Source organism: Streptomyces sp. TLI_053, assembly GCF_900105395.1.
Taxonomy (GTDB): domain Bacteria; phylum Actinomycetota; class Actinomycetes; order Streptomycetales; family Streptomycetaceae; genus Kitasatospora.
In genome coordinates this window covers 4,745,178-4,769,747 of the sequence record NZ_LT629775.1, presented here as the reverse complement: position 1 = coordinate 4,769,747, position 24,570 = coordinate 4,745,178, and the positions used below count along the sequence as shown (strand labels likewise).

The 24,570-nt window shown below is 72.9% G+C and carries 27 protein-coding genes, 1 tRNA gene and 1 pseudogene; 14 read left to right on the top strand and 15 right to left on the bottom strand.

Annotation, left to right across the window (positions count from 1 at the left end; translation table 11 throughout):
* Positions 1 to 192 precede the first annotated feature (192 nt).
* The 4 genes from BLU95_RS19195 to BLU95_RS19180 form a co-directional block, all read right to left on the bottom strand.
* Complete coding sequence (locus BLU95_RS19195; protein WP_093861114.1) at positions 193 to 1,179, bottom strand: DUF5926 family protein; 987 nt, start codon at positions 1,177 to 1,179, stop codon at positions 193 to 195.
* Positions 1,180 to 1,355: 176 nt separating this feature from the next.
* Positions 1,356 to 1,760, bottom strand: coding sequence for an ATP-binding protein (locus BLU95_RS19190; RefSeq protein WP_353653573.1), 405 nt, complete (start codon positions 1,758 to 1,760; stop codon positions 1,356 to 1,358).
* Between the two features lie 507 nt (positions 1,761 to 2,267).
* Positions 2,268 to 3,125, bottom strand: a complete 858-nt coding sequence (locus tag BLU95_RS19185) for a glycerophosphodiester phosphodiesterase (RefSeq protein WP_231978645.1) — start codon at positions 3,123 to 3,125, stop codon at positions 2,268 to 2,270.
* A 309-nt stretch (positions 3,126 to 3,434) separates the two neighbouring features.
* On the bottom strand, positions 3,435 to 4,835 hold the full coding sequence (locus BLU95_RS19180; RefSeq protein ID WP_231978644.1) for a purine-cytosine permease family protein: 1,401 nt from the start codon (positions 4,833 to 4,835) through the stop codon (positions 3,435 to 3,437).
* A gap of 326 nt (positions 4,836 to 5,161) precedes the next feature.
* Between BLU95_RS19180 and BLU95_RS19175 the strand changes: the two genes are divergently transcribed.
* From BLU95_RS19175 to BLU95_RS19140, 8 genes are all read left to right on the top strand, one after another.
* Positions 5,162 to 6,958, top strand: coding sequence for a S1C family serine protease (locus tag BLU95_RS19175; RefSeq protein ID WP_231978643.1), 1,797 nt, complete (start codon positions 5,162 to 5,164; stop codon positions 6,956 to 6,958).
* Between the two features lie 66 nt (positions 6,959 to 7,024).
* Positions 7,025 to 7,112, top strand: a tRNA-Ser gene (locus BLU95_RS19170).
* Positions 7,113 to 7,311: 199 nt separating this feature from the next.
* A complete protein-coding gene (locus tag BLU95_RS43330; protein ID WP_197698772.1) occupies positions 7,312 to 8,439 on the top strand; it encodes a peptidoglycan-binding protein in 1,128 nt (375 codons plus the stop codon).
* A gap of 94 nt (positions 8,440 to 8,533) precedes the next feature.
* Positions 8,534 to 9,370: a MerR family transcriptional regulator gene (locus tag BLU95_RS19160; protein WP_093861112.1), complete on the top strand. Its 837-nt coding sequence runs from the start codon at positions 8,534 to 8,536 to the stop codon at positions 9,368 to 9,370.
* A 79-nt stretch (positions 9,371 to 9,449) separates the two neighbouring features.
* Complete coding sequence (locus tag BLU95_RS19155) at positions 9,450 to 10,862, top strand: MFS transporter (RefSeq protein ID WP_093861111.1); 1,413 nt, start codon at positions 9,450 to 9,452, stop codon at positions 10,860 to 10,862.
* A 128-nt stretch (positions 10,863 to 10,990) separates the two neighbouring features.
* Positions 10,991 to 12,355: an FAD-binding oxidoreductase gene (locus BLU95_RS19150; RefSeq protein ID WP_093861110.1), complete on the top strand. Its 1,365-nt coding sequence runs from the start codon at positions 10,991 to 10,993 to the stop codon at positions 12,353 to 12,355.
* Between the two features lie 426 nt (positions 12,356 to 12,781).
* Positions 12,782 to 13,111 carry a hypothetical protein gene (locus BLU95_RS19145; protein ID WP_093861109.1) on the top strand — a complete coding sequence of 110 codons (330 nt, stop codon included), beginning with the start codon at positions 12,782 to 12,784 and terminating at the stop codon, positions 13,109 to 13,111.
* A gap of 515 nt (positions 13,112 to 13,626) precedes the next feature.
* Entirely contained in the window at positions 13,627 to 14,397 is a 771-nt protein-coding gene (locus BLU95_RS19140; protein ID WP_231978642.1) for a pyridoxine/pyridoxamine 5'-phosphate oxidase, read from the top strand.
* 147 nt (positions 14,398 to 14,544) lie between these two features.
* Here the strand turns inward: BLU95_RS19140 and BLU95_RS19135 are convergent, their stop codons facing one another.
* Entirely contained in the window at positions 14,545 to 15,615 is a 1,071-nt protein-coding gene (locus BLU95_RS19135; protein WP_231978641.1) for an EamA family transporter, read from the bottom strand.
* A gap of 152 nt (positions 15,616 to 15,767) precedes the next feature.
* Here BLU95_RS19135 and BLU95_RS19130 point away from each other — a divergent pair, with 152 nt between their 5' ends.
* Complete coding sequence (locus BLU95_RS19130; protein WP_093861108.1) at positions 15,768 to 16,646, top strand: DUF1906 domain-containing protein; 879 nt, start codon at positions 15,768 to 15,770, stop codon at positions 16,644 to 16,646.
* Positions 16,647 to 16,653: 7 nt separating this feature from the next.
* On the opposite strand, the gene BLU95_RS42360 is transcribed toward BLU95_RS19130, so the two are convergent.
* On the bottom strand, positions 16,654 to 16,851 hold the full coding sequence (locus tag BLU95_RS42360; protein ID WP_159424945.1) for a hypothetical protein: 198 nt from the start codon (positions 16,849 to 16,851) through the stop codon (positions 16,654 to 16,656).
* A gap of 179 nt (positions 16,852 to 17,030) precedes the next feature.
* On the opposite strand from BLU95_RS42360, the pseudogene BLU95_RS19125 reads away from it, so the two are divergent.
* Together BLU95_RS19125 and BLU95_RS42355 are read left to right on the top strand one after the other, a co-directional pair.
* Positions 17,031 to 17,252: pseudogene (locus tag BLU95_RS19125) on the top strand (fatty acid--CoA ligase); the annotation flags it as partial.
* A gap of 204 nt (positions 17,253 to 17,456) precedes the next feature.
* On the top strand, positions 17,457 to 17,909 hold the full coding sequence (locus BLU95_RS42355; RefSeq protein ID WP_159424944.1) for a hypothetical protein: 453 nt from the start codon (positions 17,457 to 17,459) through the stop codon (positions 17,907 to 17,909).
* Here BLU95_RS42355 and BLU95_RS42350 read toward each other — a convergent pair.
* Positions 17,896 to 18,174: a hypothetical protein gene (locus tag BLU95_RS42350; RefSeq protein ID WP_159424943.1), complete on the bottom strand. Its 279-nt coding sequence runs from the start codon at positions 18,172 to 18,174 to the stop codon at positions 17,896 to 17,898. The two genes, BLU95_RS42355 and BLU95_RS42350, sit on opposite strands and share 14 nt — an antisense overlap.
* Positions 18,175 to 18,529: 355 nt before the next feature.
* Positions 18,530 to 18,937: a hypothetical protein gene (locus tag BLU95_RS19120; protein WP_093861107.1), complete on the bottom strand. Its 408-nt coding sequence runs from the start codon at positions 18,935 to 18,937 to the stop codon at positions 18,530 to 18,532.
* A 156-nt stretch (positions 18,938 to 19,093) separates the two neighbouring features.
* Between BLU95_RS19120 and BLU95_RS19115 the strand changes: the two genes are divergently transcribed.
* A complete protein-coding gene (locus BLU95_RS19115) occupies positions 19,094 to 19,348 on the top strand; it encodes a GntR family transcriptional regulator (RefSeq protein WP_231978640.1) in 255 nt (84 codons plus the stop codon).
* A gap of 219 nt (positions 19,349 to 19,567) precedes the next feature.
* Here the strand turns inward: BLU95_RS19115 and BLU95_RS19110 are convergent, their stop codons facing one another.
* From BLU95_RS19110 to BLU95_RS19090, 5 genes are all read right to left on the bottom strand, one after another.
* Entirely contained in the window at positions 19,568 to 19,783 is a 216-nt protein-coding gene (locus BLU95_RS19110) for a DUF397 domain-containing protein (RefSeq protein WP_093861105.1), read from the bottom strand.
* A gap of 111 nt (positions 19,784 to 19,894) precedes the next feature.
* Complete coding sequence (locus BLU95_RS45140) at positions 19,895 to 20,017, bottom strand: hypothetical protein (RefSeq protein WP_286158638.1); 123 nt, start codon at positions 20,015 to 20,017, stop codon at positions 19,895 to 19,897.
* A gap of 227 nt (positions 20,018 to 20,244) precedes the next feature.
* The gene (locus BLU95_RS19105) at positions 20,245 to 21,090 is read right to left on the bottom strand and encodes a JmjC domain-containing protein (protein ID WP_093861104.1); all 846 of its coding nucleotides are present in this window, start codon (positions 21,088 to 21,090) and stop codon (positions 20,245 to 20,247) included.
* A gap of 81 nt (positions 21,091 to 21,171) precedes the next feature.
* Positions 21,172 to 21,420, bottom strand: coding sequence for a DUF397 domain-containing protein (locus BLU95_RS19100; protein ID WP_093861103.1), 249 nt, complete (start codon positions 21,418 to 21,420; stop codon positions 21,172 to 21,174).
* Positions 21,421 to 22,307: 887 nt separating this feature from the next.
* Positions 22,308 to 22,640: a hypothetical protein gene (locus BLU95_RS19090; RefSeq protein ID WP_159424942.1), complete on the bottom strand. Its 333-nt coding sequence runs from the start codon at positions 22,638 to 22,640 to the stop codon at positions 22,308 to 22,310.
* 255 nt (positions 22,641 to 22,895) lie between these two features.
* Between BLU95_RS19090 and BLU95_RS19085 the strand changes: the two genes are divergently transcribed.
* Both BLU95_RS19085 and BLU95_RS19080 read left to right on the top strand, forming a co-directional pair.
* Complete coding sequence (locus BLU95_RS19085) at positions 22,896 to 23,753, top strand: helix-turn-helix domain-containing protein (protein WP_093861100.1); 858 nt, start codon at positions 22,896 to 22,898, stop codon at positions 23,751 to 23,753.
* On the top strand, positions 23,725 to 23,916 hold the full coding sequence (locus BLU95_RS19080; RefSeq protein ID WP_093861099.1) for a DUF397 domain-containing protein: 192 nt from the start codon (positions 23,725 to 23,727) through the stop codon (positions 23,914 to 23,916). Before BLU95_RS19085 ends, BLU95_RS19080 begins: the two co-directional genes overlap by 29 nt.
* Before the next feature lie 67 nt (positions 23,917 to 23,983).
* Here the strand turns inward: BLU95_RS19080 and BLU95_RS19075 are convergent, their stop codons facing one another.
* Positions 23,984 to 24,313: a hypothetical protein gene (locus BLU95_RS19075; protein ID WP_093861098.1), complete on the bottom strand. Its 330-nt coding sequence runs from the start codon at positions 24,311 to 24,313 to the stop codon at positions 23,984 to 23,986.
* The gene (locus BLU95_RS19070; protein ID WP_093861097.1) at positions 24,310 to 24,540 is read right to left on the bottom strand and encodes a hypothetical protein; all 231 of its coding nucleotides are present in this window, start codon (positions 24,538 to 24,540) and stop codon (positions 24,310 to 24,312) included. The genes BLU95_RS19075 and BLU95_RS19070 overlap by 4 nt, the downstream gene beginning before the upstream one ends.
* Positions 24,541 to 24,570 lie beyond the last annotated feature (30 nt).

Here is a 24,570-nt window from a genome sequence, read left to right as displayed (position 1 = left end):
CGGAAAAACAAAAGATCCGGCCGCTGGCGACGGGGGATGCACCAGCGACCGGACTCTTTAGACAGTAACAAGGATCTGCGCCCGCGCCAATTTCCAAGACGCCGTCGCAGCCCGGAAATTGCGGGTTGCGGGCGACAATGTGACGCGTATCACGTCGAACGGGCGGTCGGCGGCGTTCCTTGCGACCCGCCTTTAGTTCAGGGTGACCTGACGGTTCACCAGGTTCGCCCGGGCCCGCCGCTCGTCCGCGGTCAGCGGAGCCGGGTCGGCGAGGGTCGCCGCGAGGAGCTCGGCGAACTCGGCGGCCGGCTTCTCGCAGTCGGCCGCGGTCATGTCGACCGGCAGGTCCCAGACCGGCACGGTCAGGCCGTGCGCCCGGAACGAGCCGACCAGACGGGTGTCCGGGCCGAGCGAGGACTTCTCGGCGGCGGTCAGCCGGGCCAGCGCGTCCAGCAGCTGCTCCTCCGGCACGGTCATCACCCAGCGCAGGTGGTTCTTGTCCGGGGTGCCGCACCAGTACGCCGAGTCGAGGCCGGCGAGCTTCTCGGTCGGGATCGCCGAGGCGTTGGCGCGCTCCAGCGAGGCGGCCACCTCGCCGGTGGCGGTCTCGGCGTCCTCGAGCCAGAACTCGAAGCCGGTGTGCACGGCCGGCTCGAAGGCGGCGGCGGGGTCCAGCAGGTCCTGCAGGCGGCGGCCGCCCGGCACGGTCCGGCGGGCCGGCACCGGCGAGCCCGGCTCGGCGGCCAGGGCCAGCTCCAGGGCGTCCCCGAGGTCGCGGCTCAGGTCGCCGGAGGAGGACTGGGTCTGCAGGCCCAGCAGGATCGAGCCGTCCTGGCGGCGCAGCGCGGGCCAGGCCAGCGGCAGCACGGTGGCCAGGGTGACCGACGGGACCTCGCCGTTGGCGCCCTCGGCGACCCCGGCGGCCAGCGTCAGCGGCACGGTGGCGGCGGGCACCAGCTCGCGCAGCGCCACCCAGTCCGCCTCGCCGGCCAGGCCCTCGAACGGGCGGTGCACGAGCTCCTGGACCGCGTGCGAGGCCTCGCGGCCGTGGCAGGCCTTGTAGCGGCGGCCCGAGCCGCAGGGGCAGTCCTCGCGGGCCCCGACCACGGGGATGTCGCCCGTGACGGCGGGGGTGGACTGGCTGCGCTGCGGCGCCTTCTTGGCGGCCTTCTTGCCCATGGTGCGGCTCTCCCGGGAACGGTGGTGTTGTGCTCCGGGCAGCCTACTGACGTTCCCCGGGAGTGTGGCGCACACCGGGGCGCGGGCACGGCCCGCCGCCCGGGCGGTGCGGGCCCGGCGGACGGCGGGCGCCCGTGCGGTCCGCCGCCGTGCGCCGGTCCTCGGGGCTCCCGGTGTCAGCCGGCCGTCCGCCGGGCGTGCCGGGCCCGGGCCGGGAGAGCCGCCCAGACCGTCACCTCGCCCGGTGCGTCGCGCACGCCCCAGTCGCTCGCCAGCTGGTCCACGATGCTCAGTCCCCGGCCGCCGTGCGAGGTCAGCGAGGGGCTGGACGGCGCGGGCCGGGTCGGCGAGCCGCCGTCGGTCACCTCCAGGGTGAGCACCCCGTCGGCGTGCATCTGCCAGCGGACCAGTACGCCGCCCGCGTCCTCGTCGGGCTCGCCGGGAGCGGCGGCCGGTGCCGCCGGGCCGACCGCCCGGGGCGGTGCGCCGACCAGCAGCGGTTCCGCCGCCTCGGCGCGGGCGCCCCGGCCGAGGGCCGGCAGCGGCCCGAGCGGCCGGGCGTAGCGACAGGCGTTGCTCAAAAGCTCGGAAAGGATCAGAACAGCATCATCAATGACCGGTTGCGGTATCTCCCGGTCTCCCAGATCTCGACGCAGTCGGCGCCGTGCGACCCCGACACTCGCTGGGCCGTGCGGCACTGCCATGGTCGATGAAGTCGGCACTTCACGCGCCACCATCAACGCCACCCCCGGACCTCCTTCAGCGTATGCCGAGGGATGGATGCCCCTTGGCAATACGTCGGAAACGACCGGGCGGCGATCCCGCGCGGTCATTTCAGGCCGGTCTACCGAGGGTGCGCGACAGGTGATTCCGCGCTCACCCTCCGTCGTGAAACTGTATGAATTGCGCCAGAAATCGTTGCCGAAAGGTTTGAGTCCCTACCAAGACGATCAACTTGTCACAGTGGTTGAACGGTTCACCACGGCTCCACGGTCTGCCCGTGCGGCACGGCACCGCACCGTGCGGGAGAACGCGGCGGATCGCGGCAGATCGCGGCAGAACACGGCACCGCCGCGGGCCGGGCGCCGTCACCGGCCGAGCTGGGCCAGCACCTCCGCCGGGCGGTTGGTGATGATCGCCGACACGCCGAGTTCGAGGCACAGCTCGACGTCGGCCGGCTCGTCGACCGTCCACACGTGCACCTGGTGGCCCAGCTCGCGCAGCCTGGTCACCAGCCCCGGCCGGGCCCGCACCAGGTCCATGCCCGGTCCGGCGATCCGCGCCCCGCCCGGCAGCGGCGCACCGGGGCGCAGCCGCCCGCGCAGCACCAGGCCGCGCTCGAACAGGAACACCCTCGGGTACTGCGGCGCCGCGGCCGCCACCCGGGCCAGCGCGACGGAGGAGAAGCTCATGATCCGGGCGCTGACGCCGTGGTCGGCGCCGGTCGCCGCCGCGTCGGTGCCCCGGCCCGCGCCCGCCCCGCCGACGCCGAACCGGTCCAGCAGCCGCAGCAGCTCGGACTCCACCCGGCCGCGGAACCGCACCGGGTGCTTGGTCTCGATCGCGAGGTCCACCGGGCGCCCGGAGTCCACGGCCAGCTCCAGCAGGCTCTCCAGCCGCAGCACGCCGCGCAGCTCCGGGTCCTCGCTCGGCCTGCCGGTCTTCCAGGCGCCGAAGTCGTGCGACTCCAGCTCGGCCAGGGTCATCGCGGAGACCGTGCCCCGGCCGTCCGAGACCCGGCCGATCCGCCGGTCGTGCACGCAGACCAGCTGTCCGTCGGCGGTCACCCGGACGTCGCACTCCAGCGCGTCGGCCCCCTCGGAGAGCGCCCTGCGGTAGGCGGCGAGGGTGTGTTCGGGCAGGGCGTGCGAGGAACCGCGGTGGGCGATCACCTGGACGCTCCGGTCGGTGCGGGCCGTCACGGGTGAGACATCAGGGCTGGTCACACCCCCCACGATAGGCGGCGGAAGTGACACGGAGGCGACGTCGGCCCCAACCCGGGGGGCCGACTTCGTCACTCCGTCGCGCGGCGGGGGGCGTTCCGACGGGCGCTCCCGTGGTGTTCCGGCGGGTGCTCCCGTGGTGTTCCGCCCGGCTCCCGGCGGTGCTCCGCAGGCGTTCCGAGCAGAGTCGGACCGGTGTTCCGTGGACGTTCCGCGGGAGTTCCGCCGGAATTCCCCGGGCATTCGGCATTCGGCGGACATTTCGGCGGACGACCGCCCGGGGCGTTCCGGGGGCCGCCCCGGGCCGCCCGGTCAGCGCGCGGCGGTGGCGGCCCGGCCGCGGGTGAACGGGGTCAGCGCCCAGGTCGCCAGGGCGGGCACCAGGAAGCCGAACAGCGAGGCCGAGGTCCACTCCTGCGGGGTGAAGTGCAGCAGCTCCTGCGCGGACGTCCAGAAGTCCGTCCACCAGCCGGCCACCGCGGTCGGCGCGATCAGCTGGTAGACCGCGAAGCCCAGCGCCCACGGCAGCAGCATCAGCCAGCGGGACGGCGCCCCGTCCGAGAGGTCCCAGCCGCGCCGCCCGGCGCCGAGGAAGTAGTCGACCGCCAGCACCGCGAACATCGGCACGAAGACCGAGCCGATCAGCCCCAGGAAGGCGTAGTACGAGTCGGTGAACGCGGTGATCTGCAGCGCGAGCACGGTGATCAGCGCGCCGGTGCCGCCGGTGAGCACCCGGCGGTCGACCTTCGGCAGCAGGTTGTGGATCGACATCGCGGTCGAGTAGACGTTCGCGAAGGACTGGTCGGTCTCGCGCAGCACCAGCACCAGCAGGAACAGCCAGCCCGCCCAGACGCCCAGGAAGGAGTCGAAGATCCGGTCGGGGTCGCCGTCCGCCTGGAGCAGCGCCATCAGGCCGAGCACGTAGCACCAGACCTGCGCCACCGTGTAGCCGGAGAAGCTGCCCCAGAACGCCGAGCGCGGGGTGCGCGAGTGCCGGGTGTAGTCGGCGGCGAGCGGGACGAAGGAGATGGACACCGCGATCATCGCGTCCGTCGCCCGCAGGAAGCCGTGCCAGTTGCCCGCGCCCGGGTCGGCGACGCCGTTCCGGCCGAGCTGGACGGTGAAGTACACCATCGCCACCGCCACCGCGACGGCGACGAAGCGGCGCAGCACGGCGATCGCGCCGAGCGGCCAGATGGTCAGCGCGGTGGTGATCGCGCCGGCCAGGACGACGAAGAGCCAGCGGTAGCCCTCGGTGCCGACGACGGTCTGCGCGCCGAGCGCGATCGTCAGCAGCTCGTACACGCCCCAGCCGATGCACTGGACGATGTTGAGCACCGTCGGCACGTAGGACAGCCGGGTGCCGAACAGTCCGCGCAGGGTCGCCATGGCGGGCGCGCCGGTGCGGGCGCCGATCAGCGCGGCGACACCGAGCATCGCCGTGCCGACCGCGGTGCCGGCCACGATCGCGGTCACGGCGGCGGCCAGCGACAGCTCGCTGCCCTTGGCGCCGAGCACGGTCGCGGCGGTGGTGAAGCCGATCAGCGAGACGCCGAGGTTCATCCAGAGCGCGAAGTGGTCGCGGAAGCGGAGGGTGCGGGGCGGCTCGGTGTCGAGCACCAGCGGCGCCTCGACCCGGGTCTGGGGCTCCAGGACGGCGGTCGCCGAGGACGAGGACGAGGAGGACGTCGAGGACGTCGAGGCAGGCGGCACGGCCGATATCTCCCTACGCCGGCATTACCCGGACAGGTTCCGGCGGTCTGCGCCCCCTCGACGGTCCGTCCACGGATCCCGTGGCGTACGGTCGACCGGCGCACTCTCAGCCTGGTGGGTCCAAGCTCCCGCGTGTCAGTTCGGAGCGACAGGCTAGCGGGCACGGGGAAGAACGCCAAGGCCAGGGGGCCGGGCGGGCGGCGTCCGGGGCGTCCGTCTGGTCGGGCTAAGGATTCTTATGAGTTCTTCAGAAGGCTCCTTACGGCAATCGAATCGAGTGTGCGAAAAACTATGGTTGTTGGTCCTGTCAGCGATGGAGGTCGTCCGTGAGCACCGAGCGCGAGGTTGGGTCCACCGGGCCGCAGGGGGAGCAGCCCTCCGGCGGCCAGGGGGTGGTGGGTTCCCCTGCTGACGGTCCGGCGCAGCAGAGTGCGGCCGGCCCGTCCCCCGCGGCGGAGCCGTCGGCTCCGGCCGTCGAGGGGGGTTCCGGCGGGTTCACCCCCACCGTGGCGTTCGGCAAGCTGACGGCCCCCGAGCCGGCGGCCCCGCCGGTGCCGGCGCCCGCCGCGCCCGCCGCACCCCCGGCCGCCGAGCCCGGCTACCTGGACGCCCCGCCGCCGGTCCTGCCGCCTGCCCCGGCTCCGGCGGCGCCCGCCGCCCCGGCCGCCCCGCAGGGCGGCAACCCGTACGCCACCCCGGCCCCCGGCACCCCGGTGCCCCCGGCCCTCGCCGCGCACGACCCGTACGGCGCGCCGTCGGCCCCGCACGACCCCTACGCGGCGCCCGCCGCGGCCCAGCACGACCCGTACGGGACGCCCGCCGCCCCGCCGGCCCCGGGTGCGACCGGGCAGCACCACCACCCGTTCGGCGCAGGCCAGCCGCTCGGCGGCTGGGGCTCCCACGACATCGCCCCCGGCGCGCCCGGGGCCCCCGGCGGTCCGGGCGGCCCGCTCGGCTACCCGGGCGAGTACCCCGGCGCCCCCGGTCCCGGCGGCCCGCGCAAGAAGCGCGGCGGTCTGATCGCCCTGGTCGCGGCGGTGGCCCTGGTGGCCGGTGTGGCCGGCGGCGCGGTCGGAGTGGCCGTCGCCGACCGCGACGACACCTCCGTCAGTGCCAAGGCCGACCGCAGCTCCACCACGGTCCAGGCCAACAACACCCAGAAGAACGAGCCCGCCCCGGGCTCGGTGGCCGGAATCGCGCAGAAGGCGCTGCCCAGCGTCGTCACCATCAAGGCCCAGGGCAACGGCGAGTCCGGTACCGGCACCGGCTTCGTCTTCGACACCGAGGGCCACATCCTCACCAACAACCACGTGGTGGCGCCCGCCTCCACCAGCGGCGGCAAACTGACCGTCAAGTTCGCCGACGGCAGCTCCTACGGCGCCTCGGTGCTCGGCCGCGCCGAGGGCTACGACGTCGCGGTGATCAAGCTCGACACCCCGCCGAAGGGCAAGCTGACGCCGCTTCCGCTGGCCGACTCCGACAAGGTCAACGTCGGCGACTCCACCATCGCCATCGGTGCCCCGTACGGCCTGGAGTCCACCGTCACCACCGGCATCATCAGCGCCAAGGACCGCCCGGTCGCCTCCGGCGACGAGACCGGTGCGCAGGCCTCGTACATGAACGCGCTGCAGACCGACGCCTCGATCAACCCCGGCAACTCCGGTGGTCCGCTGCTGGACTCCTCGGGCGCGGTGATCGGCATCAACTCCGCGATCCAGTCCAACGCCTCCAGCAACGGCCGGGCCGGCTCCATCGGTCTGGGCTTCGCGATCCCGGTCAACCAGGCCAAGTGGGTCGCGGACACCCTGATCAAGACCGGCAAGCCGGTCTACGCCAAGCTCGACGTGCTGCGCAACGACGACTACAAGGGCGACGGCGCGCAGATCCAGACCCGTGACATCCAGGGCCAGCCGGCCGTCACCCCCGGCGGCGCCGCCGACCAGGCCGGCCTCAAGCCGGGCGACGTGATCACCAAGCTCGGCGGCAGCCCGATCGAGAACGGCCCCGCCCTGGTCAGCAAGATCTGGACGCACAAGCCGGGCGAGACCGTCGACGTCGAGTACACCCGCAACGGCCAGACCGCCACCACCAAGGTCACCCTCGGCACCCGCGTCGGCGACTGACCCCCGCCCCACCCCGGAAACCCGGTGCACCGAACCCCACCGGACCCGTTAGGCTGACCTCCGCCTGGAGAGCTGCCCGAGCGGCCTAAGGGAACAGTCTTGAAAACTGTCGTGCGGTGACCCCGTACCGTGGGTTCGAATCCCACGCTCTCCGCCGGTAGGAGAAGAACCACCTGCTCAAGGCGGGTGTCGACCTCAGGGTCGGCACCCGCCTTCGTGCTTTTCGGGGTGGGAAGTGCCCCGTTTTCACCTGAACGGGGGGTTTGTGGGGGATGCGTCGTTCCGGGGAGGGCCGGGTCTCGTGTGTTCGGGCGTAAGGGGCGAAGTGCCCTGGGCCCGGCAAGGAGAGACGGATGGCCTGGTACCCCGGCGCGGAGAAGATGGAGCTCCAGCCAGAGTCGGACGAGCAGCCGGCGATCACGCCGACGCAGGTGGTCTTCCACAGTGTGGCGGCGCCGTGGACGCCGCGGCGGATGTACGAGTACTGGCGGGACTCGACCAACCTGGAGTCGCACTTCGGGGTCGGATACGACGGCGGCGTGGGGCAGTTCGTCGGCACCGAGACGCGTGCCGACGCCAATATGGGCGCCAACCGCAGGGCCGACGGCACCGGCGCGGTCAGCGTGGAGACGGCCAGCGACGACACGAGCAGCGATCCCTGGACGGACGCCCAGGTCGCCGCCCTGGTCGCGCTCGGGGTGTGGCTGCACCAGCGGCACGGCATCCCGGTGCGGATCTGCCCGCAGTGGGACGCGCCCGGCTTCGGGGTGCACCGGATGTTCCCGCAGTGGTCGGACGGCGGTACGGCCTGCCCGGGGGACGTCCGGGCCCGGCAGTTCCGCGAGGTGGTGCTGCCCGGCATCGCCGCGGCGGCCGGCGGTGCGCCGGTGCCCACGCCGCGCGGGGACTCCGGCCCGGCCGGCGATCCCGGGCCGGCCCGGTACCGGGTGACGATCAACGGGCTGGAGTACGGCTACGGAGCGCACGGACCGCAGGTCCGGGAGGTCGGCGAGGCGCTCGTCCGGCAGGGCTTCGGCGGGCACTACGCGGCCGGCCCGGACGAGGACTGGCGGGACGCCGACACGCTCAACTACCGGGACTTCCAGCGCAGTCTGGGGTACTCGGGGCCGGACGCCGACGGTGTGCCGGGGGAGGGGTCGCTGCGCCGGCTGCTCGGCCGGCTGCCCTCGCCGCGCCGGGTGTCGCTCGCCCACGTGGTCGCGGCCGCCCGCACCGACCCGGGCGCCGAGCAGGGGCACCAGACCTACGGGGGCGAGGTGCGGATCGTCGAACAGGCCCTCGCGGACGAGGGCTTCCTGGAGCAGCGCTGGGTGGACGGCTCGCTCGGCACCCGGACGGTACAGGCGTACGCGGCCTTCCAGCGCAGCCTCGGCTACGCGGGGGAGGACGCCAACGGGGTCCCCGGCCAGCGGAGCCTGCGCACGCTGGGGGACCGGCGGGGGTTCGACGTGACCGACTGATCCACCGCGCGCCGCCCGCCGGGGGACGGCGGGCGGGCGGGCGGGGCCCGGGGCTTGACCATGACACCGTGTGAGGTCCTGCAATGGAGGGACCATGTTGAACATCGGAGACTTCGCCAAGCACGGCCGGGTGTCGGTCCGGATGCTGCGTCACTACGACGCCGTCGGACTGCTCCGGCCGGCCCGGGTCGACCCGTCGAGCGGCTACCGCTGCTACGAGGCGTCCCAGCTCGCCCGGCTCAACCGGGTCATCGCCCTCAAGGAACTCGGCTTCACACTGCAGCAGGTGCGGGCCGTCCTGGACGAGGAGGTGGACCCGGCGGAGCTGCGCGGGATGCTGCGGCTGCGGCGGGCCGAGCTCGCCGCAGCCATCGCCGCGGACGTGGAACGGCTGGCCCGGGTGGAGACGAGGCTCCGGACGATCGAGAGCGAGGGGACCATGTCCGCACAGGACGTTGTGGTGAAGCGGCTGCCGTCGGTCCGGGCGGCCGAACTGTCGGGTGTCGCGGCGAGCTACGAGCCGCAGGACATCGGGCCGGTCGTCGGCCCGCTGTTCGAGGAGCTCTGCGGTCGTCTGGCGGCGGCCGGTGTCGCGGCCGCCGGGCCGTCCGTCGCCCGCTACGAGGACACCGGGGACGGCGACGGCTCGGTGCTGATCCGGGTCGCCGTGCCGGTCGCGGCCGGGACCGGCACGGCCACGGGCGAGGAGCACGGCTTCGCGGTGGTCGAGCTGCCGGCCGTCGAGGCGGCGGCGACGGTGGTGCACCGGGGCTCGATGGACGAGGCGCTGGGCTCGTTCCAGGCGCTGGCGCGCTTCGTCGAGGAGAACGGCTACCGCTCGGCGGGCTATGCCCGGGAGCTCTACCTGGAGTGCCCCGAGGACCGGGCGGACTGGGTGACGGAGCTGCAGGAGCCGGTGGTCCGGGCCTGATCCGCGCCCGGCGGTGACCCGCGCCCGGGCGGTCCGGCGGTTGCCCTGAAGCCGGTCGAGGGTCCTAGCGTCGTCGCGCATGACGACCACGGGTTACCGCACGCCCACCGGCGATGCCGCCGCCGTGCCCGCCGCCGGGGACGGCGAGGCCGACGCAGCCGCCTCCGCCGGGGCCCGCCCGGGCCGGGCGGCGCTGCCCGCGCCGTACCTGCGCTGGCTCGCCGGCGCGCAGCTCGGGGCGCTGGGCGACGCCGCCCTCGCCTTCGCCCTGGGCTGGGCCGCCGCCGCGCACGGCGGGGCGGCCGCCGGTCTGGTGCTCACCGTGATCACGACGGCCCGGACGGCGCTGGTCCTGGTCGGCGGCGCGGTGGCGGACCGGCGGGGCGCGCGCCGGGTGATGCTCGCCGGGGACGCGGTGATGCTGGCCGCGACGCTCGCGCTGGCGGCCGCGGCCGGAGTCCTGGGCAGTCCGCTCGGGCTGCTGCTGCTCGCGGCGCTGGTGATCGGCGTGGTGGACGCGTTCTACCTCCCGGCGAGCGGGTCGGTGCCCCGGCTGCTCGTGCCCGCGGCGGACCTGCCGCGGGCCCTGGCGCTGCGCCAGGCGGGCGGTCAGGCGGCCGCCCTGCTGGGGGCACCCCTCGGCGGCGCCCTGGTCGCGGCGGGCGGGCTGCCCGCCGCGGCGCTGGCGGACGCGGCGAGCTTCGCCGTCCTGCTGCTGGTCCTGCTGCTCCTGCCGGTGTCCGACCCGCGCCCGGCCCCGCCGGCCGGGATCGGTAAGGCCAAAAACAGCACGGCCAGGAACAGCACGGCCGGGATCGGTACAGCTGGGAACAGCACGGCCGGGAACAGCACGGCCGGGAACAGCACGGAACGGCCCTCCGGTCCGGTCCGGGAGGCCGTCGCCGGGGTGCGGCTGGTGTCGGGCGACCGGCTGCTGCGCGCGGCGCTGCTGCTGGCCGGCGCCGCGGCCGGGGCGGTGCTGCCGGTGGTCTCGCTGCTCGGGCCGCTGCTGGCCCGGTCCGCCGGGTGGGGCGCGGGAGCGGCCGGTCTGGTGGCGGGCGCCCAGGGCGCGGGCGTCCTGGTGGTGGCGGTCCTGCTCGCCCGCCGGGGCGCCCGGCCCGGCCGGCCCCCGCGCGGGGCGGGAGCGGAGGCGGCGGCCGGGCTCTGCGCCGCCGCCGCGGGCATCGCGCTGCTGGCCGCGGCGCCGGTCCCGGCGGCGGCCGTGACCGGTGGGCTGCTGACGGGCGCGGGGTCGGGGCTGTTCGCCGGCCGGCTCGGGCCGCTGGTGCTGGGAGCCGCGCCGGACACCCATCTCTCCCGGGTGCAGGCGCTGCTGACCCTGGTGCAGAGCGCCGCGCTGGTGCTCTCGACCGGGGTGCTCGGCCTGCTCGCCGACACGGCCGGACCCCGGTTGCCGATCGCCCTCTGCGCGCTGGCCACCGCGGCCGCCGGGGTCCTCGCGCTGGCCTCGCCGGTACTGCGCCGGGCCTGACCGCCCCCTGTGTGCCCGCCCCGGCGTACGTGCCGGCCCGGCGTACGTGCCGCCCCGACGCACTTGCCGGGCGGGCGGACGGCGGGCAGAGTGCGGACGGGGACGGGCGGCGGAGGGCGGAGGCGGCGATGAGTGACCTGACGGACCGGCTGGCGGAGGGCCTCCCGCCCGGGGCGATGGCCGTGGACCCGGACGTGACGGAGGCCTACCGGCACGACATGGCGGACTTCTGCCCGGCCGGCACCCCGGCCGTGGTGGTCTTCCCGGAGACGGTCGAGCAGGTGCAGCACGTGCTGCGCACCGCCACCGCGCTGCGCGTCCCGGTGGTCCCGCAGGGGGCCAGGACCGGGTTGTCCGGCGCGGCCAACGCGGTCGACGGCTGCATCGTGCTGTCGATGCTGCGGATGAACCGGATCCTGGAGATCGACCCGGTGAACCGGATCGCGGTGGTCGAGCCGGGGGTGGTGAACGCCGAGCTCTCCCGGGCGGCGGCCGCCTCGGGGCTCGCCTACCCGCCCGACCCGTCGAGCTGGGAGTCCTGCACCATCGGCGGCAACATCGGGACCGGCGCGGGCGGGCTCTGCTGCGTCAAGTACGGCGTGACCGCCGAGTACGTGCTCGGTCTCGACGTGGTGCTGGCCGACGGACGGCTGCTGTCCACCGGCCGCCGGACGGCCAAGGGCGTGGCCGGCTACGACCTGACCCGGCTGCTGGTCGGCTCCGAGGGCACCCTGGGGGTCGTGGTCCGCGCCGTGCTGGCGCTGCGGCCGGCCCCCGCCCCGCAGCTGGCCCTGGCGGCGGAGTTCCCGAGCACGGCCTCGGCGGGTGCGGCGGTCTGCGAGGTGATGGCGCGCGGCTTCACCCCCTCGCTGATGGAGCTGATGGACCCGGTGAGCGTGCGCGCGGTCAACGAGCTGGGGCGGATGGGCCTGCCGGAGTCGACCCGGGCGCTGCTGCTGGTCGCCTTCGACGGTCCGGACCGGGTGGCCGAGCTGGCCTCGGTCGGCGAGCTGTGCCGGGCGGCCGGGGCGACCGAGGTGGTGCCGGCCGAGGACCAGGCCGAGTCCGAGCTGCTGCTGGAGGCGCGTCGGCTGGCGCTGCCCGCGCTGGACCGGCTGGGCACCACGATGATCGACGACGTGGCGGTGCCGCGCTCACGGCTGGCCGAGATGCTGGAGGGCGTCGCGGCGATCGGGGAGCGGCACGGGCTGACCATCGGGGTGGTGAGTCACGCCGGGGACGGAAACACCCATCCGATCGTCATCTTCGACGCGGCGGACCCGGAGCAGTCCGCCCTGGCGCAGGCATCCTTCGACGAGATCATGGCGCTGGGGCTGGAGCTGGGCGGGACGATCACCGGGGAGCACGGGGTGGGGCTGCTCAAGCGGGAGTGGCTGGCGCGGGAGCTGGGGCCGGTGGCGGTGGAGCTGCAGCGGCAGCTGAAGGCGGTCTTCGATCCGCTGGGGATCCTCAATCCCGGCAAGGCGGTTTGACCGGCCTTTCTGGCGGGGCAACAAAGGTATTGTTCTCAGGATTTTCAGACTGTCGCAGGATGGCCTGAAATATCGACACGGTGGCGTGACCGCACCTGGCGGGGGCGTGTTTGTCTCTTTCGCGCGCCAGGGTCGTGCGCCGGGTTGTCCGTGTGCCCCCTTCGCGCCGCCCCCGATGACTCGGTCGTGTCCGACCGTTCGGGCGAAATGCCAGGTCGGCGGCGGTGTGTCGGCGCGCTTCCAGGATCGTTCGCAGTTATGCGCGGGGCTGCTGGATATCACGCTAAAGGGCGAAAAGGGCACCCGGGGGTGGTGCTTTGTCGATTTGTTGCGGAAGTCTGTGACCCGGCGTCGCAGCCCGCAGGTGTTCGTCTGGCCGGCGAACTCCCGCACCCAATGCACGATTACCGTTTCTTGGAGGCTCCCATGGCTCGCAACCGAATCCGCCGTACCGCCGGTGTGCTGCTCGCGGCCCCGCTCGCGGCCGGCCTGCTGCTCGCCGGTGCCGGTGCCGCCGCCGCCGACAACGGCGCGCTCGCCAACGACGGGTCCAACAGCGGGGTGGTGTCGAACGTCGGGACGGGCAACGTCTTCGGCTCGGTCGACGGCAACTACATCTCCAACCAGCAGACCGCGACCGGCTCCGGGGCCTCGAACCAGTCCAACACCCTGGCGGTGAAGGACAACTCGGGCACCATCCTGGCCGGCCAGTCCAACAAGAACTACAGCATCGTCTTCGCGCCGATCTTCCACTGAGCGCCCGGGCGATCGGGCACCGGGACGTCCCGGGTGCCGGCACCGACCGGGAGCCGTCGACGGCGGGGGCGCCGTCGACGGGGCACCGGGGCCGGCCGGGACGGACGCGGGTGGGCTGAGCACCCGCGACGGGTCCGGAGCGGACCGCGAAGTGGATCGGAAGAACCGCGATCGGAACGGATCGCACAGTGCGCAACCGGGCAGCGGAAAGGGTCACCGCGAACCGGCCCCGTGGGCGGCACCGAGCACCGGTGCCGCCCACGGGCGTGTCCGGGCGTGTCCGGCGTGTCCGGGCGAGCCGGGAGTGTTCCGGCGTGTCCGGGCGCACCGGGTGCGGCCGCCCGTTCCCGGGGGCGGGCACGGGCAGGCGCGGGCGGGCCGGCGCGGGGCCCGCGCCCTGAGCCGTCACCGTGCGGCGGTACGGTTGCGCTCCGACAGTGCACCCCCGAGCCCGGCGCCCCCGGCGGCCCGTCCGGCGAGGGGCTGCGGCGGCGGCAACCGGAAGGAAGGGCGCGATGGCAGCCGAGGACGAGGACCTGAGCGGCCCGGGCGGGACGACGCCCGCACCCGGTCCCGGGTCGGGCCCGGAGCCGCGCCCGGAAGCGCGGTCCGAGCCCCGTTCCGTGCCCGAGCTGATGCTGGGCCGCCCGCCGATGGCCCGCCCGCTGCCGGGCTTCGACACCGGGGCGGCCCCGGCCGAGCCCGGCCCGCTCTTCGTCGACTGGCTCGCCACCGCCGTCGACGCCGGGGTGCTGGACCCGCAGGTGTTCACCCTCTCCACGGTCGACGCCGACGGCCTGCCGGACGCCCGCGTCCTGGTGCTGCGCGACGTGGACGCGGCCGGCACCGGCTGGGTCTTCTCCGCCGCCGCCGACAGTCCCAAGGGCCGCCAGCTGGCCGACCACCCGGCCGCCGCGCTCACCGTCTACTGGCCCCGGCTCGGCCGGCAGGTGCGGGTCCGCGGCACCGTCGAACGGGCCGCCGACCTGGTCGCGGCGGCCGAGTTCGCCACCCGCTCCCCGGATGCCCGGATCGGCGCGCTGGTCGGGCGGCAGAGCGAGCCGCTGGCCTCGCCGGCCGAGTACGAGGAGGCGGTGGCGGTGGCCCGGCGCCGTCTGGAGGCCACCCCGGACGCGGTCGCCGCCGGGCACGCCGTCTACACGCTCTGGGCGCACGAGGTCGAGTTCTGGCAGGGCGAGGCCGAGCGCCACCACGTCCGCCTCCGCTACACCAGAACCGGACCGGTGCTCACCCCGGAGTGGTCGCGCACCCTGCTCTGGCCCTGAAGCACCCGGGTGCCGGAGGCACCCACAGCACCCGGAGCACTTGAAGGACCCGAGGCGCCGGGAGCACCCGCAGCACCCGACGTACCGCGGCGGACGGCCGGGGGCGCGCATCGACCGGATGCTCGCCCCGGCTCGCCCCGGCCCGGCTCAGCGCCGCCCGGTCAGGGTGGCCCCGACGCTCGCCACCACCACACAGCCGATGCCCGCCAGCTGGGACGCGCCCAGCAGCTGTCCGAGCACCACCAGCCCGACCAGCGCGCTGACCGCCGGCTCCAGGCTCACCAGCACGCTGAAGACCCGCTGGGGCATCCGCCGCAGCGCCGTCATCTCCAGCGCGTAGGGGATCACCGGCAGCAGCAGTGACACCCCGGCGACCGCGAGCAGCAGCAACAGCGGCGAGGCGTCCGGCGCGGACAGTCCGTCCCAGGCCTCGCCGAGCCCGAACGGCGCCACCACCAGCGCGCCGACCGTCATCGACACGGCCAGCCCCTGGAAACCCTGGAACGCCGCCCCGACCTTGTCCGTGAACAGGATGTACGCGGCGTAGCAGGCCGCCGCCCCGAAGGCGCAGAGCAGGCCGACCGGGTCCAGTCCGGTGCCGCCCTCCCCGCCCTCGCCGAGCAGCGTCAGCAGGGCGACCCCGCCGGCCGCGAGCAGCGCCCACAGCAGGTGGCTGGCGCGGCGGGCGAAGAACAGCGCCACCGCGAGCGGGCCGAGGAACTCGATGGTGGCGGCGGTGCCCATCGGCAGCCGGTCGATCGCCCCGGCGAACAGCAGGGTCATCCCGGCCGAGGCCATGCCCAGCAGACCCGCGGCGGCCAGGTCGCGCGGCCGGCGCCCGCGCAACCGGGGCCGGGTGACGGCGAGCAGGACGAGCGCCGCGAAGCCCAGCCGGAGGAAGGTGGTGCCGCTGACCCCGAGCGGGCCGAACAGCGGCTTGGAGAACGCGATCCCGGTCTGCACCAGGAACATCGCCGTCAGACAGAGCAGCGGCGCCGGGATCCTCTCCGGGCGCCGCAGGAAGTTCGGGAACCGTCGGCCGGACGGTCGGCCGGGTCGCGGGTCCGGTGGCAGCCCCTCCGCGGGCGCCCCGCCTCGTCGCCAGCCGCCCCGCTCGCCGGCGGGCTCGCCCTTGGGGGCGGGCGGCATGACAAGCGCCTCGGCGACGGCGGAGGCCGTCGTCGGGGCGGAGGTTTCGCTGAGGTGGGGCGTGGGCATGAAGGCGAGTTTGCCGTAAGGAGCCACCGGGCAGCAAGCTCGTTACAAATATCGGGACGGATACGGACGGGTGCGTCCGAAAGGGTGGGCTTTCCCGGCCCGTGCGGCGCGGTTGCCGCGGTTGTCCGACGTTCCGTCAGTATCAAGGCGGCGTGCGCTATCTCCGCCCCGCGGCCATCGCCGCCGCCTCCTTCGTCCTGCTGCTGGCCGCCGGCGGTCCGGGCGCGAGCGCCGACGAGACCGTGCCGGTGGTCGCCGCCGCCCCCCGGATCCGGGTCACCGTCCTCCCCGACCGGTTCGGTCCGCCCGCCGCCCGGGCCCGGGACCTCTTCACCGGCGCGGCCTTCGACGCCTGCACCGCGCCACCGCTGGAGACCATGCGGGCCTGGCGCGACTCCTCGCCGTACGGGGCGGTCGGCATCTACACCAGCGGGAGCCAGCGCGGCTGCGCCCAGCCGAGGCTCGGCGCCGACTGGGTGCGGCAGGCCAGGGCGATGGGGTGGCGCTTCCTGCCCGTCCACGTCGGCCTCCAGGCACCGTGCAGCGAGCTGAGCCGCAAGCCGAAGCGGATCGACCCGGCGCGGGCGGTCCGGCAGGGCCGGGAGGAGGCGCTCGAGGCGGTCGCCGGCCTCAAGGCGGTCGGGCTCGGCAAGGGCAGTCCGGTCTTCCTGGACATCGAGGCCTACCCGTCGCGCGACCCGGCGTGCGGGCAGGCCGTGGTCGACTTCACCCTCGGCTGGACCCAGGCCCTGCACCTGGCGGGCTACGGGTCCGGCTTCTACTCCAGTCTCGATTCCGGCATCGCCGACCTCGCCGCGGCCGCCCGGGCCGGCAGCTCGCCGCTGCCCGACACGCTCTGGTACGCCCGCTGGGACGACCGGGCCGACACGGCGGGCGGCGGGGCGCTCGCCCCGGACCTCTGGACCTCGCACCAGCGCGTCCACCAGTACCGCGGCAACGTCGAGGAGACCTACGGCGGGGCGACGCTCACCGTCGACCGCAACCAGGTCGACGCCCCGCTGGCCGGCTGAGGCGGCGTCACTCCCGCAGGGCGAGCCCCAGGAAGCCCAGGCCGCCGCAGTGGCGGCAGGTCTGCGGGATGTGCCCGGTGCCGGTCCGGCCCCCGCGCAGGCCCATCCGCGCCTCCGTCCGCACGCCCTCCGCGCAGGACGGGCACGGCATCCGGAGCCCGCTCGGCAGCGGTCCCGCCCGTCGTTCGTCACGCCCGTCACCCATGCCCCCAGTATCCCGCCCGTCCCGGCGGCCGTGATCGGGGCAACTGTGCCGGAATGCTGACAGCGGGGGTGAGGCGCGGCACAATCGGGCTCACCTGCCCCGTATTACCGCCCAGTAGCCGGACTCCGGCCGGGCCGGGGGCAGCGCCGCCGCAGTGCCGCCCAGGTCGAGGAGGACCCGTGTTCAGCACGATGCAGGACGTTCCGCTCACCGTCGCCCGAATCCTTGAGCACGGGTCGACCGTCCACGCCCGCTCGACCGTCACCACCTGGGACGGCACCGGACCGGTGGTCCGGACCTACGCGGAGGTCGGGGCGCGGGCCGCCCGGCTGGCCTGGGCCCTGCGGGACGAGCTCGGCGTCACGGCGGACGACCGGGTGGCCACCCTGATGTGGAACAACGGTTCTATCGCACTCGCTGCCTGACCTGCGTAAATGCACCTAGGGCGCTGGCAGGCGAGGCGGAACGCACACAGGAGCTCCTCCCGATCGGGAGGAGCTCCTGTGTGCGTTCCGCCCGCACTGTCGATGAAGGGCGCTGCGGCCTAATCTGGAGGAGAACCCAAAATTCCCCAGCTCGCCAGCTGATTGAGAGGGGGAGAGGAGATGCCACGCGGCGCACATGCGTCCCGTCGCAGTGCGACGGTGAGTGTTCAGTCAGGAACAAACAAGTTCTTAACCTGGGTCCTAGGGGTAGCGGCGCTGTCGTTTGTTGCGGCGATTGGCCCAATCATCATCGGATCTGCCCAGGGAAAATCTGTACCGTTCAACCATGTCTTCGGCGGGGCGGAACTGGTGATCACTGGTGTGGTGATCATGGTTGCGGGCACACTCGAACTGCATGGAACCGTCGTGCGGCCGAAGCACGAATCCCTTAGTGTTTGGACTGAGCGGGGCGCATGGGTCCTCATGCTGGTCGGCGCATTCATTTACGCTGGTCGTGTCACTGCTGATGCGGAGGCGCCTGCCTCGGGCGGCCAAATCGCCGAGGTTCTGATCGTTTTCGTGGTTACGGTTGGATGTGGCACGGCTGCCGCACTCCTTGCTACGGGTTGGTGATCAAATGTCTCAGGCCATCGCGGTAGCGATAGCTGCTGCTGTCGGCGTCGCCTTGTTCGTCGCCTTCGGTCGAGCCTGGTGGCGGGAGCGGTGCGAGCGACGGGATGATCAAGAGATCATGGTCGAGATTCGCCTCAGGGACGATGAGGTATTGATCTCGCGAGGGTCGGACGTTCCCGATTCGGTTCAGCTGTATCTGCCGCGTTGGGAAGCGCGCAGGCTCTTCGAGGGGGCAGCGGCTGCTGCCCGTCGTCACCACCGTCATGGTCCGCCGACCCTGTCGATTCACTAGGTCAGACGCCGGTGGCTTGAGCACGCGGAAGCCCCTCAACTTGGAACCACGCCGCTGTAGTACTCGCCGCCCAACTGCAGAAGCGTGCGGCAGGTAGCTGGGCGGGTCTTGGCCGGACAGGCAAGAGGCCCCCTCCCAGGCGCGGGAGGGGGCCTCTTGGCGTTCTAGCGGGCGGGGGTGTCCATGAGTCGCCGGACAGCGGGGGCGCACGTGGTGCAGGCGGTGATTGGGCGCCCAGGGCCGCTCGCGACCTCGACGGACCCGACGACGGTTACGGGAACGTCGGTCGCGCCGCAGCAGCAGCACGTGCCCACGGCGGTGGGTGTGGTCATGCCTGTGCTCCGGCGAAGTGGTGCGCGCCTGTGTAGGTGTAGCCGGGGTCAGGATGGCCGGCGGAAGCAGCAGCGGCGGCGGCCCGGCGGCGGGCCTGCTGTGCGACTTCGTGCTGAACCTCCATCTCCATGGCGTCGAGCTCGGCGAGCCAGGCGTCCCAGCTGACATAGGGGCGGACCGAAGCGGCCTGCGGCTCGTAGGGGCGCGGGCGGTGGGCCCACGGCCCGCAGGACAGGCCGTTGATCGGCGGGCGTACCGGGCTGGGTGCCGGCGGCGGGGTGATCAACGCGAGGGCGGTTTCGCGTAGGGCGGTGAGGTGCTGAGGGCGACGCGCACGGCGGCCGGGGCCGGGGGCGAGCAGCGTTCGAACGCGGCTGAGCAGCCAGCCGATAATCTGGTGCATGTCTTAGCTCCACGAAGCTAGGGCCGGACCCCCGGCGGTGCCAGCCGTTCGGGGGTCTTTCTTGTGTTTCGACGGTAGTAGGAGCCCGTCTAACTTGTCTAGGTCGTCTTGCTTGTCTGAGTGGATGGCGGATGAGGTGTTGTCTACGCTCGGCGCATGCCTGAGAGTCCGGATGCCCCGTACAAGCCGACCGCCCCGTATATGCGGATCGTCGCCGAGCTGACCGAGGAAATCCGGGCAGGGAAGTACGCGCCGGGCGAGCGCATTCCGTCGGAGCACGAGTTGTGCGCACGGTTCGGTGTGGCGCGCGAGACGGCCCGTCGTGCAGTGGCGGCGTTGCGGGACCGCGGACTCATCGAAACGGAATGGGGTCGTGGATCGCGAGTCGTCGCGCCGCCGGCCGGAGACTGAGAAGCCCCGCCCGACGAGGTCGGGCGGGGCCGTGCGCTAGTACTCTCTCGGCCGATAGGGCTGCCGAGTGCTCCATAGCCTGTCCCTCTTGAGCCCGGGGCAGGTAGGAGATGTCGGGACCGTCACCCACCCGCCGCAGCGGAAACAGAACGCCACCCCGGATTCAGGCTCGGGCGTCGTCGTGTCGCCGCACTGCGGGCAGTGGTCCATGCCACCAGACTAGGCGAGCAGACCCATGCTCTCGGCCTGCTGGGCGACGAGGCCGCGCCAGTCCTCGACGGTGAACGTGGCGACCTGGTCCGGGCGGGCGGAGTCGCGGACCGCGACGGTGCCCGCGACGTTGATCGCGACCTGCGGGCAGTTGCCGATCTTCGGGTCGCGGCAGAACGCCGTCGCGAACTCGAACTCGTTGGCCAGGGACTCGATACGCTCCATGGTGCTGTCCTCTCGTGAGGGAAGCGGGCCCCGGACCCCGGCCGGCTGGAGACCTTCGGGGCTCGGGGCACCCGGCGGGGTGCCGGGAGTCTAGGGATGGTGCGGTGGTGGTCAGTCGTCGTCGGCGACGGGATGGTCCCGACGGCGGAAGCCGCGCCCCTGCAGGGTGCGGGTGTACTCGGCGGCTTCCGGGGTGAGCTCGTCGTAGTACTCGATCGGGTCACCCTTGAACACGGTGTCCTTCGCGCAACCGACGCACCAACCGTTGCCCGTGTCCAAGTCGCGGATGTCCGGCGGGGCGACCTTGCACCAGAAGCAGCGGCCTGCGAGCAGGGTGTGAGTCAGGCAGTCCGTGCACCAGTTTTCGCGGGTCTCGTGGTCGTAGAACCGGGGCGAACTGGCGTTGCACCGGTGGCACTTGCGGCGGTGACGGCCATGGGTGACAGACGAGGGCGAGCCGGTCAGCGTCGGACCCCCAGTACGGCGAGCTGCTGCTGCGTGGAGATCGGATCACCGGCTTTGGCGGGGTCGAGGTCGGCGAGGAACGCGGCGAGTTGCTTCCGGGCGTCGTCGACGATGGCCTCGATGGGGTGCTCGCTCAGCGCGGGGGGCAGGGCGGCGCGGAGCGGGGCGGACTCGGCGGCCTGGTCGAGCAGGTGCTGCAGGACCCAATGCCGGGTCAGCAGTTGTACGCCGAAGGTGATGTGCAGGGAGTGCTCGGCGCCGGTGGCACCGAAGTGCACCCACCCGCGGGGGATGTAGAGCACTTGGCCGGCCGACAAGGTGATCGTCTCGGCATCCTGATGGACGCGATCGAACTGCTCCGGGGTGAAGCCGACGGCGGTCCAGCGGTGGCGGTCGAGGGGATCGTCGACGACGGGCGGGTGAAGCCGCCATGCCTTCTCGCCCTCGACCTGTGCGAGCAGGACGTGATGGGTATCCCAGTGCGGTCCGTAGCCAGCAGAGTTGGGCGGGGTGCGGTACACGTTGGCGGTGACGGGGTGGCCGAGCTCGGCGGCGAGCTGCCGTGCGGCGGCGTTCAGCGGCGGCCACGTGAGGTGCAGACCGTTCAACACGAGTGTCTCGGTGGGATGGTCGGCGTCCGGCTGCGTCGGGGTCGGGGCGCCCTGGCGCACCATGCCGAGCTCGATCGGGCGCACCGCCGGGTCGGTCACGATGCGTCGCGCGTCGCTGTGGTCGAACAGCGTGGCGAGGTAGGCCCGGTTGGCGTCGTGGACGGTGGGGATGTCGGGCCACCCGTCGGTGAACTCGTCGGTGGTGGCTCCGAGCTGACGCAGAACGGACATGCAAGCTCCAGACGTGCGCGCTCTGGGGGAGGGGTTCCCGCGGCTGCGCGCCGCCGCGGGAACCCATGGGAGATGGGTGGATCAGGCGGAGATCAGGTGGTCGAACTCGCCGGCCTTGGCGCCCTCGACGAACGCCTGCAGCTTCGTTCGGGTCGCGATGAGCGGGACCTGCGCCGGGTCGGTCGTGATGCCGATGGCGATCCCGCCGTCTGCGGTCACGGCCAGGCCGATCGAGTCGTCCAACTGCTGCTTGTTCGACCTGCTCGACTTCTCCCAGTGCAGGCCCGGGAGCGACGGCGGGTTGTAGCCGGGGACGGGAACAGCGCCCATTGCTCGTCTCCTATTCGGTGTCAGGGTTCGCTGTGGCGAACCGAAGGGATGGCCCTGCAGTGGATGCAGGGCGGCCCGCTCAGTGAGCGGGAGCTCGTGGGGAGGGAGAGGGGTTACGACGTGGACGCGCCTCGGTGGGTGCCGGTGGGCGCCGTCACGGTCCGGGCGGCGCCAGCCCCCTCCTTGCGCTGGTGACGCAGCAACTGCGCCTCGGATCGGTTCCGGATGTGAACGCCCCACCGCGAAAGCCGTATGCGCAGCCAGGCGTCCGACCGGCCGATCTCCTTGCTCAGCGCGTCCAAGGTTTCGCCGCCCTTATAGCGATTGATCAGCTCTTCGCGCTGGGCGGCCGTCGGCTCGCTGCCCGGTGGGCGTGGCTTCGGCTGGCTGAAAAGGGGGAGTAGGGCCATAGGGGTGGTCCTGGTGTGTGTAGGTGAAAGGGAGGCCCCTCGCCCCGGTCGTCCATGCCGTCCACTGTCATGTCACCAGGGCGAGGGGATGGTGCACCCAACCGGTCGCGCAGGCGGCCGGTGGTTGGTCCCGCCCCGCAGGTGGCCTGTCACGCGACGAACGGGGCGGGTGATCGGGGAGGCGGTGTCCCTGCCGGCCGGTGATTCCCGACGGTGGCCGGCAGGGACGGCGCGCTCGACGGAGGGCCCATGACGAAACTCCGGAGCGCGTTCCAGCGCTGCGCCACCTCCGCGAGGCGCGCGCTGGAGATCTGCCGCCCGCCGGGGGGAACGGGCGGCGGCCGCAGACGTCGGGCAGCGACGAGTGCGGTGTCCGGCCGCAGGTCTGGGCGCCGGGGAGGCTGCCCGGGCCGGACGGTGCCGGCGCCGACCTGAGGGATCGGTGCCGGTGTATTCACTGCGTGACGGCCCGCATCATCACGCGGCGGAAGCGGGGGGCGGGAGGTTGGAGCGGTCGAGCGTGCGCGGGCTCTCGGTGCCGGGGTGCCGCACCGCGTCGACGAGCGGACGGTGCGAGTCCGCCGTCGTGCGCACGGGTAGGCGGTCGATGAACCGGCTGTCCGTCTCCCACTCGCACCCGCCGCCCTCCGGCCGCAGGTGGACCGTGCGACCAACCCGCGCCATGACCACCCCCATGCGGCCGGTCAGCACGTCGTAGACGAGGGCGCCGGTCGGCGCGTCGAAGGGGTTCGCGAGCGGCTTCTGCGTGGTCTTGTGCGGGTCGCCGTTCACGAAACGGGGCGCGATCACGACGGGGTCCGCGGCGGGCGTTCCGGTGCTGCACTCACGGCAGGTGCACGGCGGCATCGTCCGCTCGTCCACCAGCGGTGCGTGTGGCGTCCCGCCAGAGGGAATGATCTGATCATCCGTCATAATCGTTGCTCCGTGGCTGCTGTGGCGCTCCGTGCTTCTCACTGACTGTGCTTCCAGCGTGACGCGTCGGCGGTACGCTGGGAAGCTGCGGCATGTTGCGTGCTGCATTGGCAACATGAGGAGGCGCACGCGATGGTCTTCCAGCCGAACGACTTGCAGCCGGATCGTTCCGCACGTGACTTCTACGGTTCCGAGATTCGGCGGTATCGCTTGCTGGCGGATGACATGTCGCTCGGGACTCTGGCGAAGATCGTCAAGTTCTCCAAGGGCTACCTGTCACGGATCGAGCGTGGCCAGTCCAAGCCGCCGGAGGGGCTCTCAGAACTTCTGGACGCCGCTTTCCTTACGGACGGGCACTTCCTGCGCCTGTTCGGTCTCGCGCGCAGGGATGACGTGCCCGACCAGTACCGTCATTTCATGGAACTCGCCGAGACCGCTCTGGAGCACGAGCAGTACACGGTCACCATTCCGGGCCTGCTGCAGACGGCTGACGTCGCAAGCGCCGTGCTGCATGCGGGCGAGCCCTACGCCACACCACAGGAGATTGCCGAGTGGCTTGACACGCGAATGCGTCGGCAGGAACGTCTGCACTCCAAGAGCCCAGAGTGCCGCTACTGGTTCATCCTTGACGAGGGCGCGTTGCATAGATGCATCGGTGGTCCCGAGGTGATGGTCGTCCAACTGCAGCGACTGCTCGAAGTCAGCCGGCTGCCGCATGTGAGGATTCAGATACTGTCGTACTCCTCCGGCGAGCACTCTGAGATGGGTGGCTCGCTCACCTTGCTCAGTCTCCCCGATGGGGAAGTTGTGGCGTACGAGGAGGGCAGCCGGTCGGGCTACCTCTTCGAAGATCCGGACGAGGTGCGACACCGCCGTGCACTCTACGATCTGCTTAGGGCTCAGGCGCTCTCGCCGCGAGACTCCGAGGCAATGATCAGCGCGGTACTGAAGGAGTTCAACGATGCAGTCCGACGAGTGGCGGAAGAGTAGTTACAGCAACGGCAGCGGTGGTGACTGCATCGAGGTCAACGACGTGGTCCGGGGCCAGGTGCGCGACTCGAAAGACCCCGAGGGGCCAGTGCTGACCTTCTCGCCCTCTGCCTGGCAGTCCTTTGTCGCCGCCGTCCGTGCTGGCGACTTCGGCACTCTCTAATCTCTGCGCCCAACGACGAAAGCGCCCCCTGTACCGGCCGTGGCCGGTGCAGGGGGCGCTGTGCTGTCTACGGGCGGTCGAGGTGGGCGGTGCGCTGGTCGACGCGGTCGACGGCGTCGCGGAGCGAGCTACCGGAGTTGGGGTGCAGCTCGTGCTCGACGGCGGCGAGCTTGTGCTCGATCTTGTCGAGTCGGGCCATGACGCCGGGCCGGCCGGGTACTCCGGGGCGGGAGGGGACGCCGGTCCAGTCGTCGACGAAGTCCTCGACGCGCTGCGCCAGGTGGCGGGTTCCGCGGGTGGCGCGCCAGATGAGTCCGAGCACGGTTGAGAGGGTGACCAGCGCGCCGGCCCACAGCAGGACGTCGTCGAGTCGGTTGGCGCCGGCAGCGGTGATCACTTGGTGTCGTCCCCCTTCGGCGGGGTGCGCAGCCACACGGGCAGCAGCTGCTCGACGACGGGCAGCGCCATCACGCGGGTGACGGCTCCGGCCACGGTGAGTGCGACGGCGATGCCGGGCAGGGTCGAGGGGATGCCGGTGGTGGAGACGAGCAGGGGCAGCGCGGCGAGCAGGCCGAGCAGGGCCTGCAGGCCGGTGCGGATGGTGCGCCGGGTGGCGTCGGTCATGGGCGGGTGCCTCCTGTTGTTGGGGGTGCC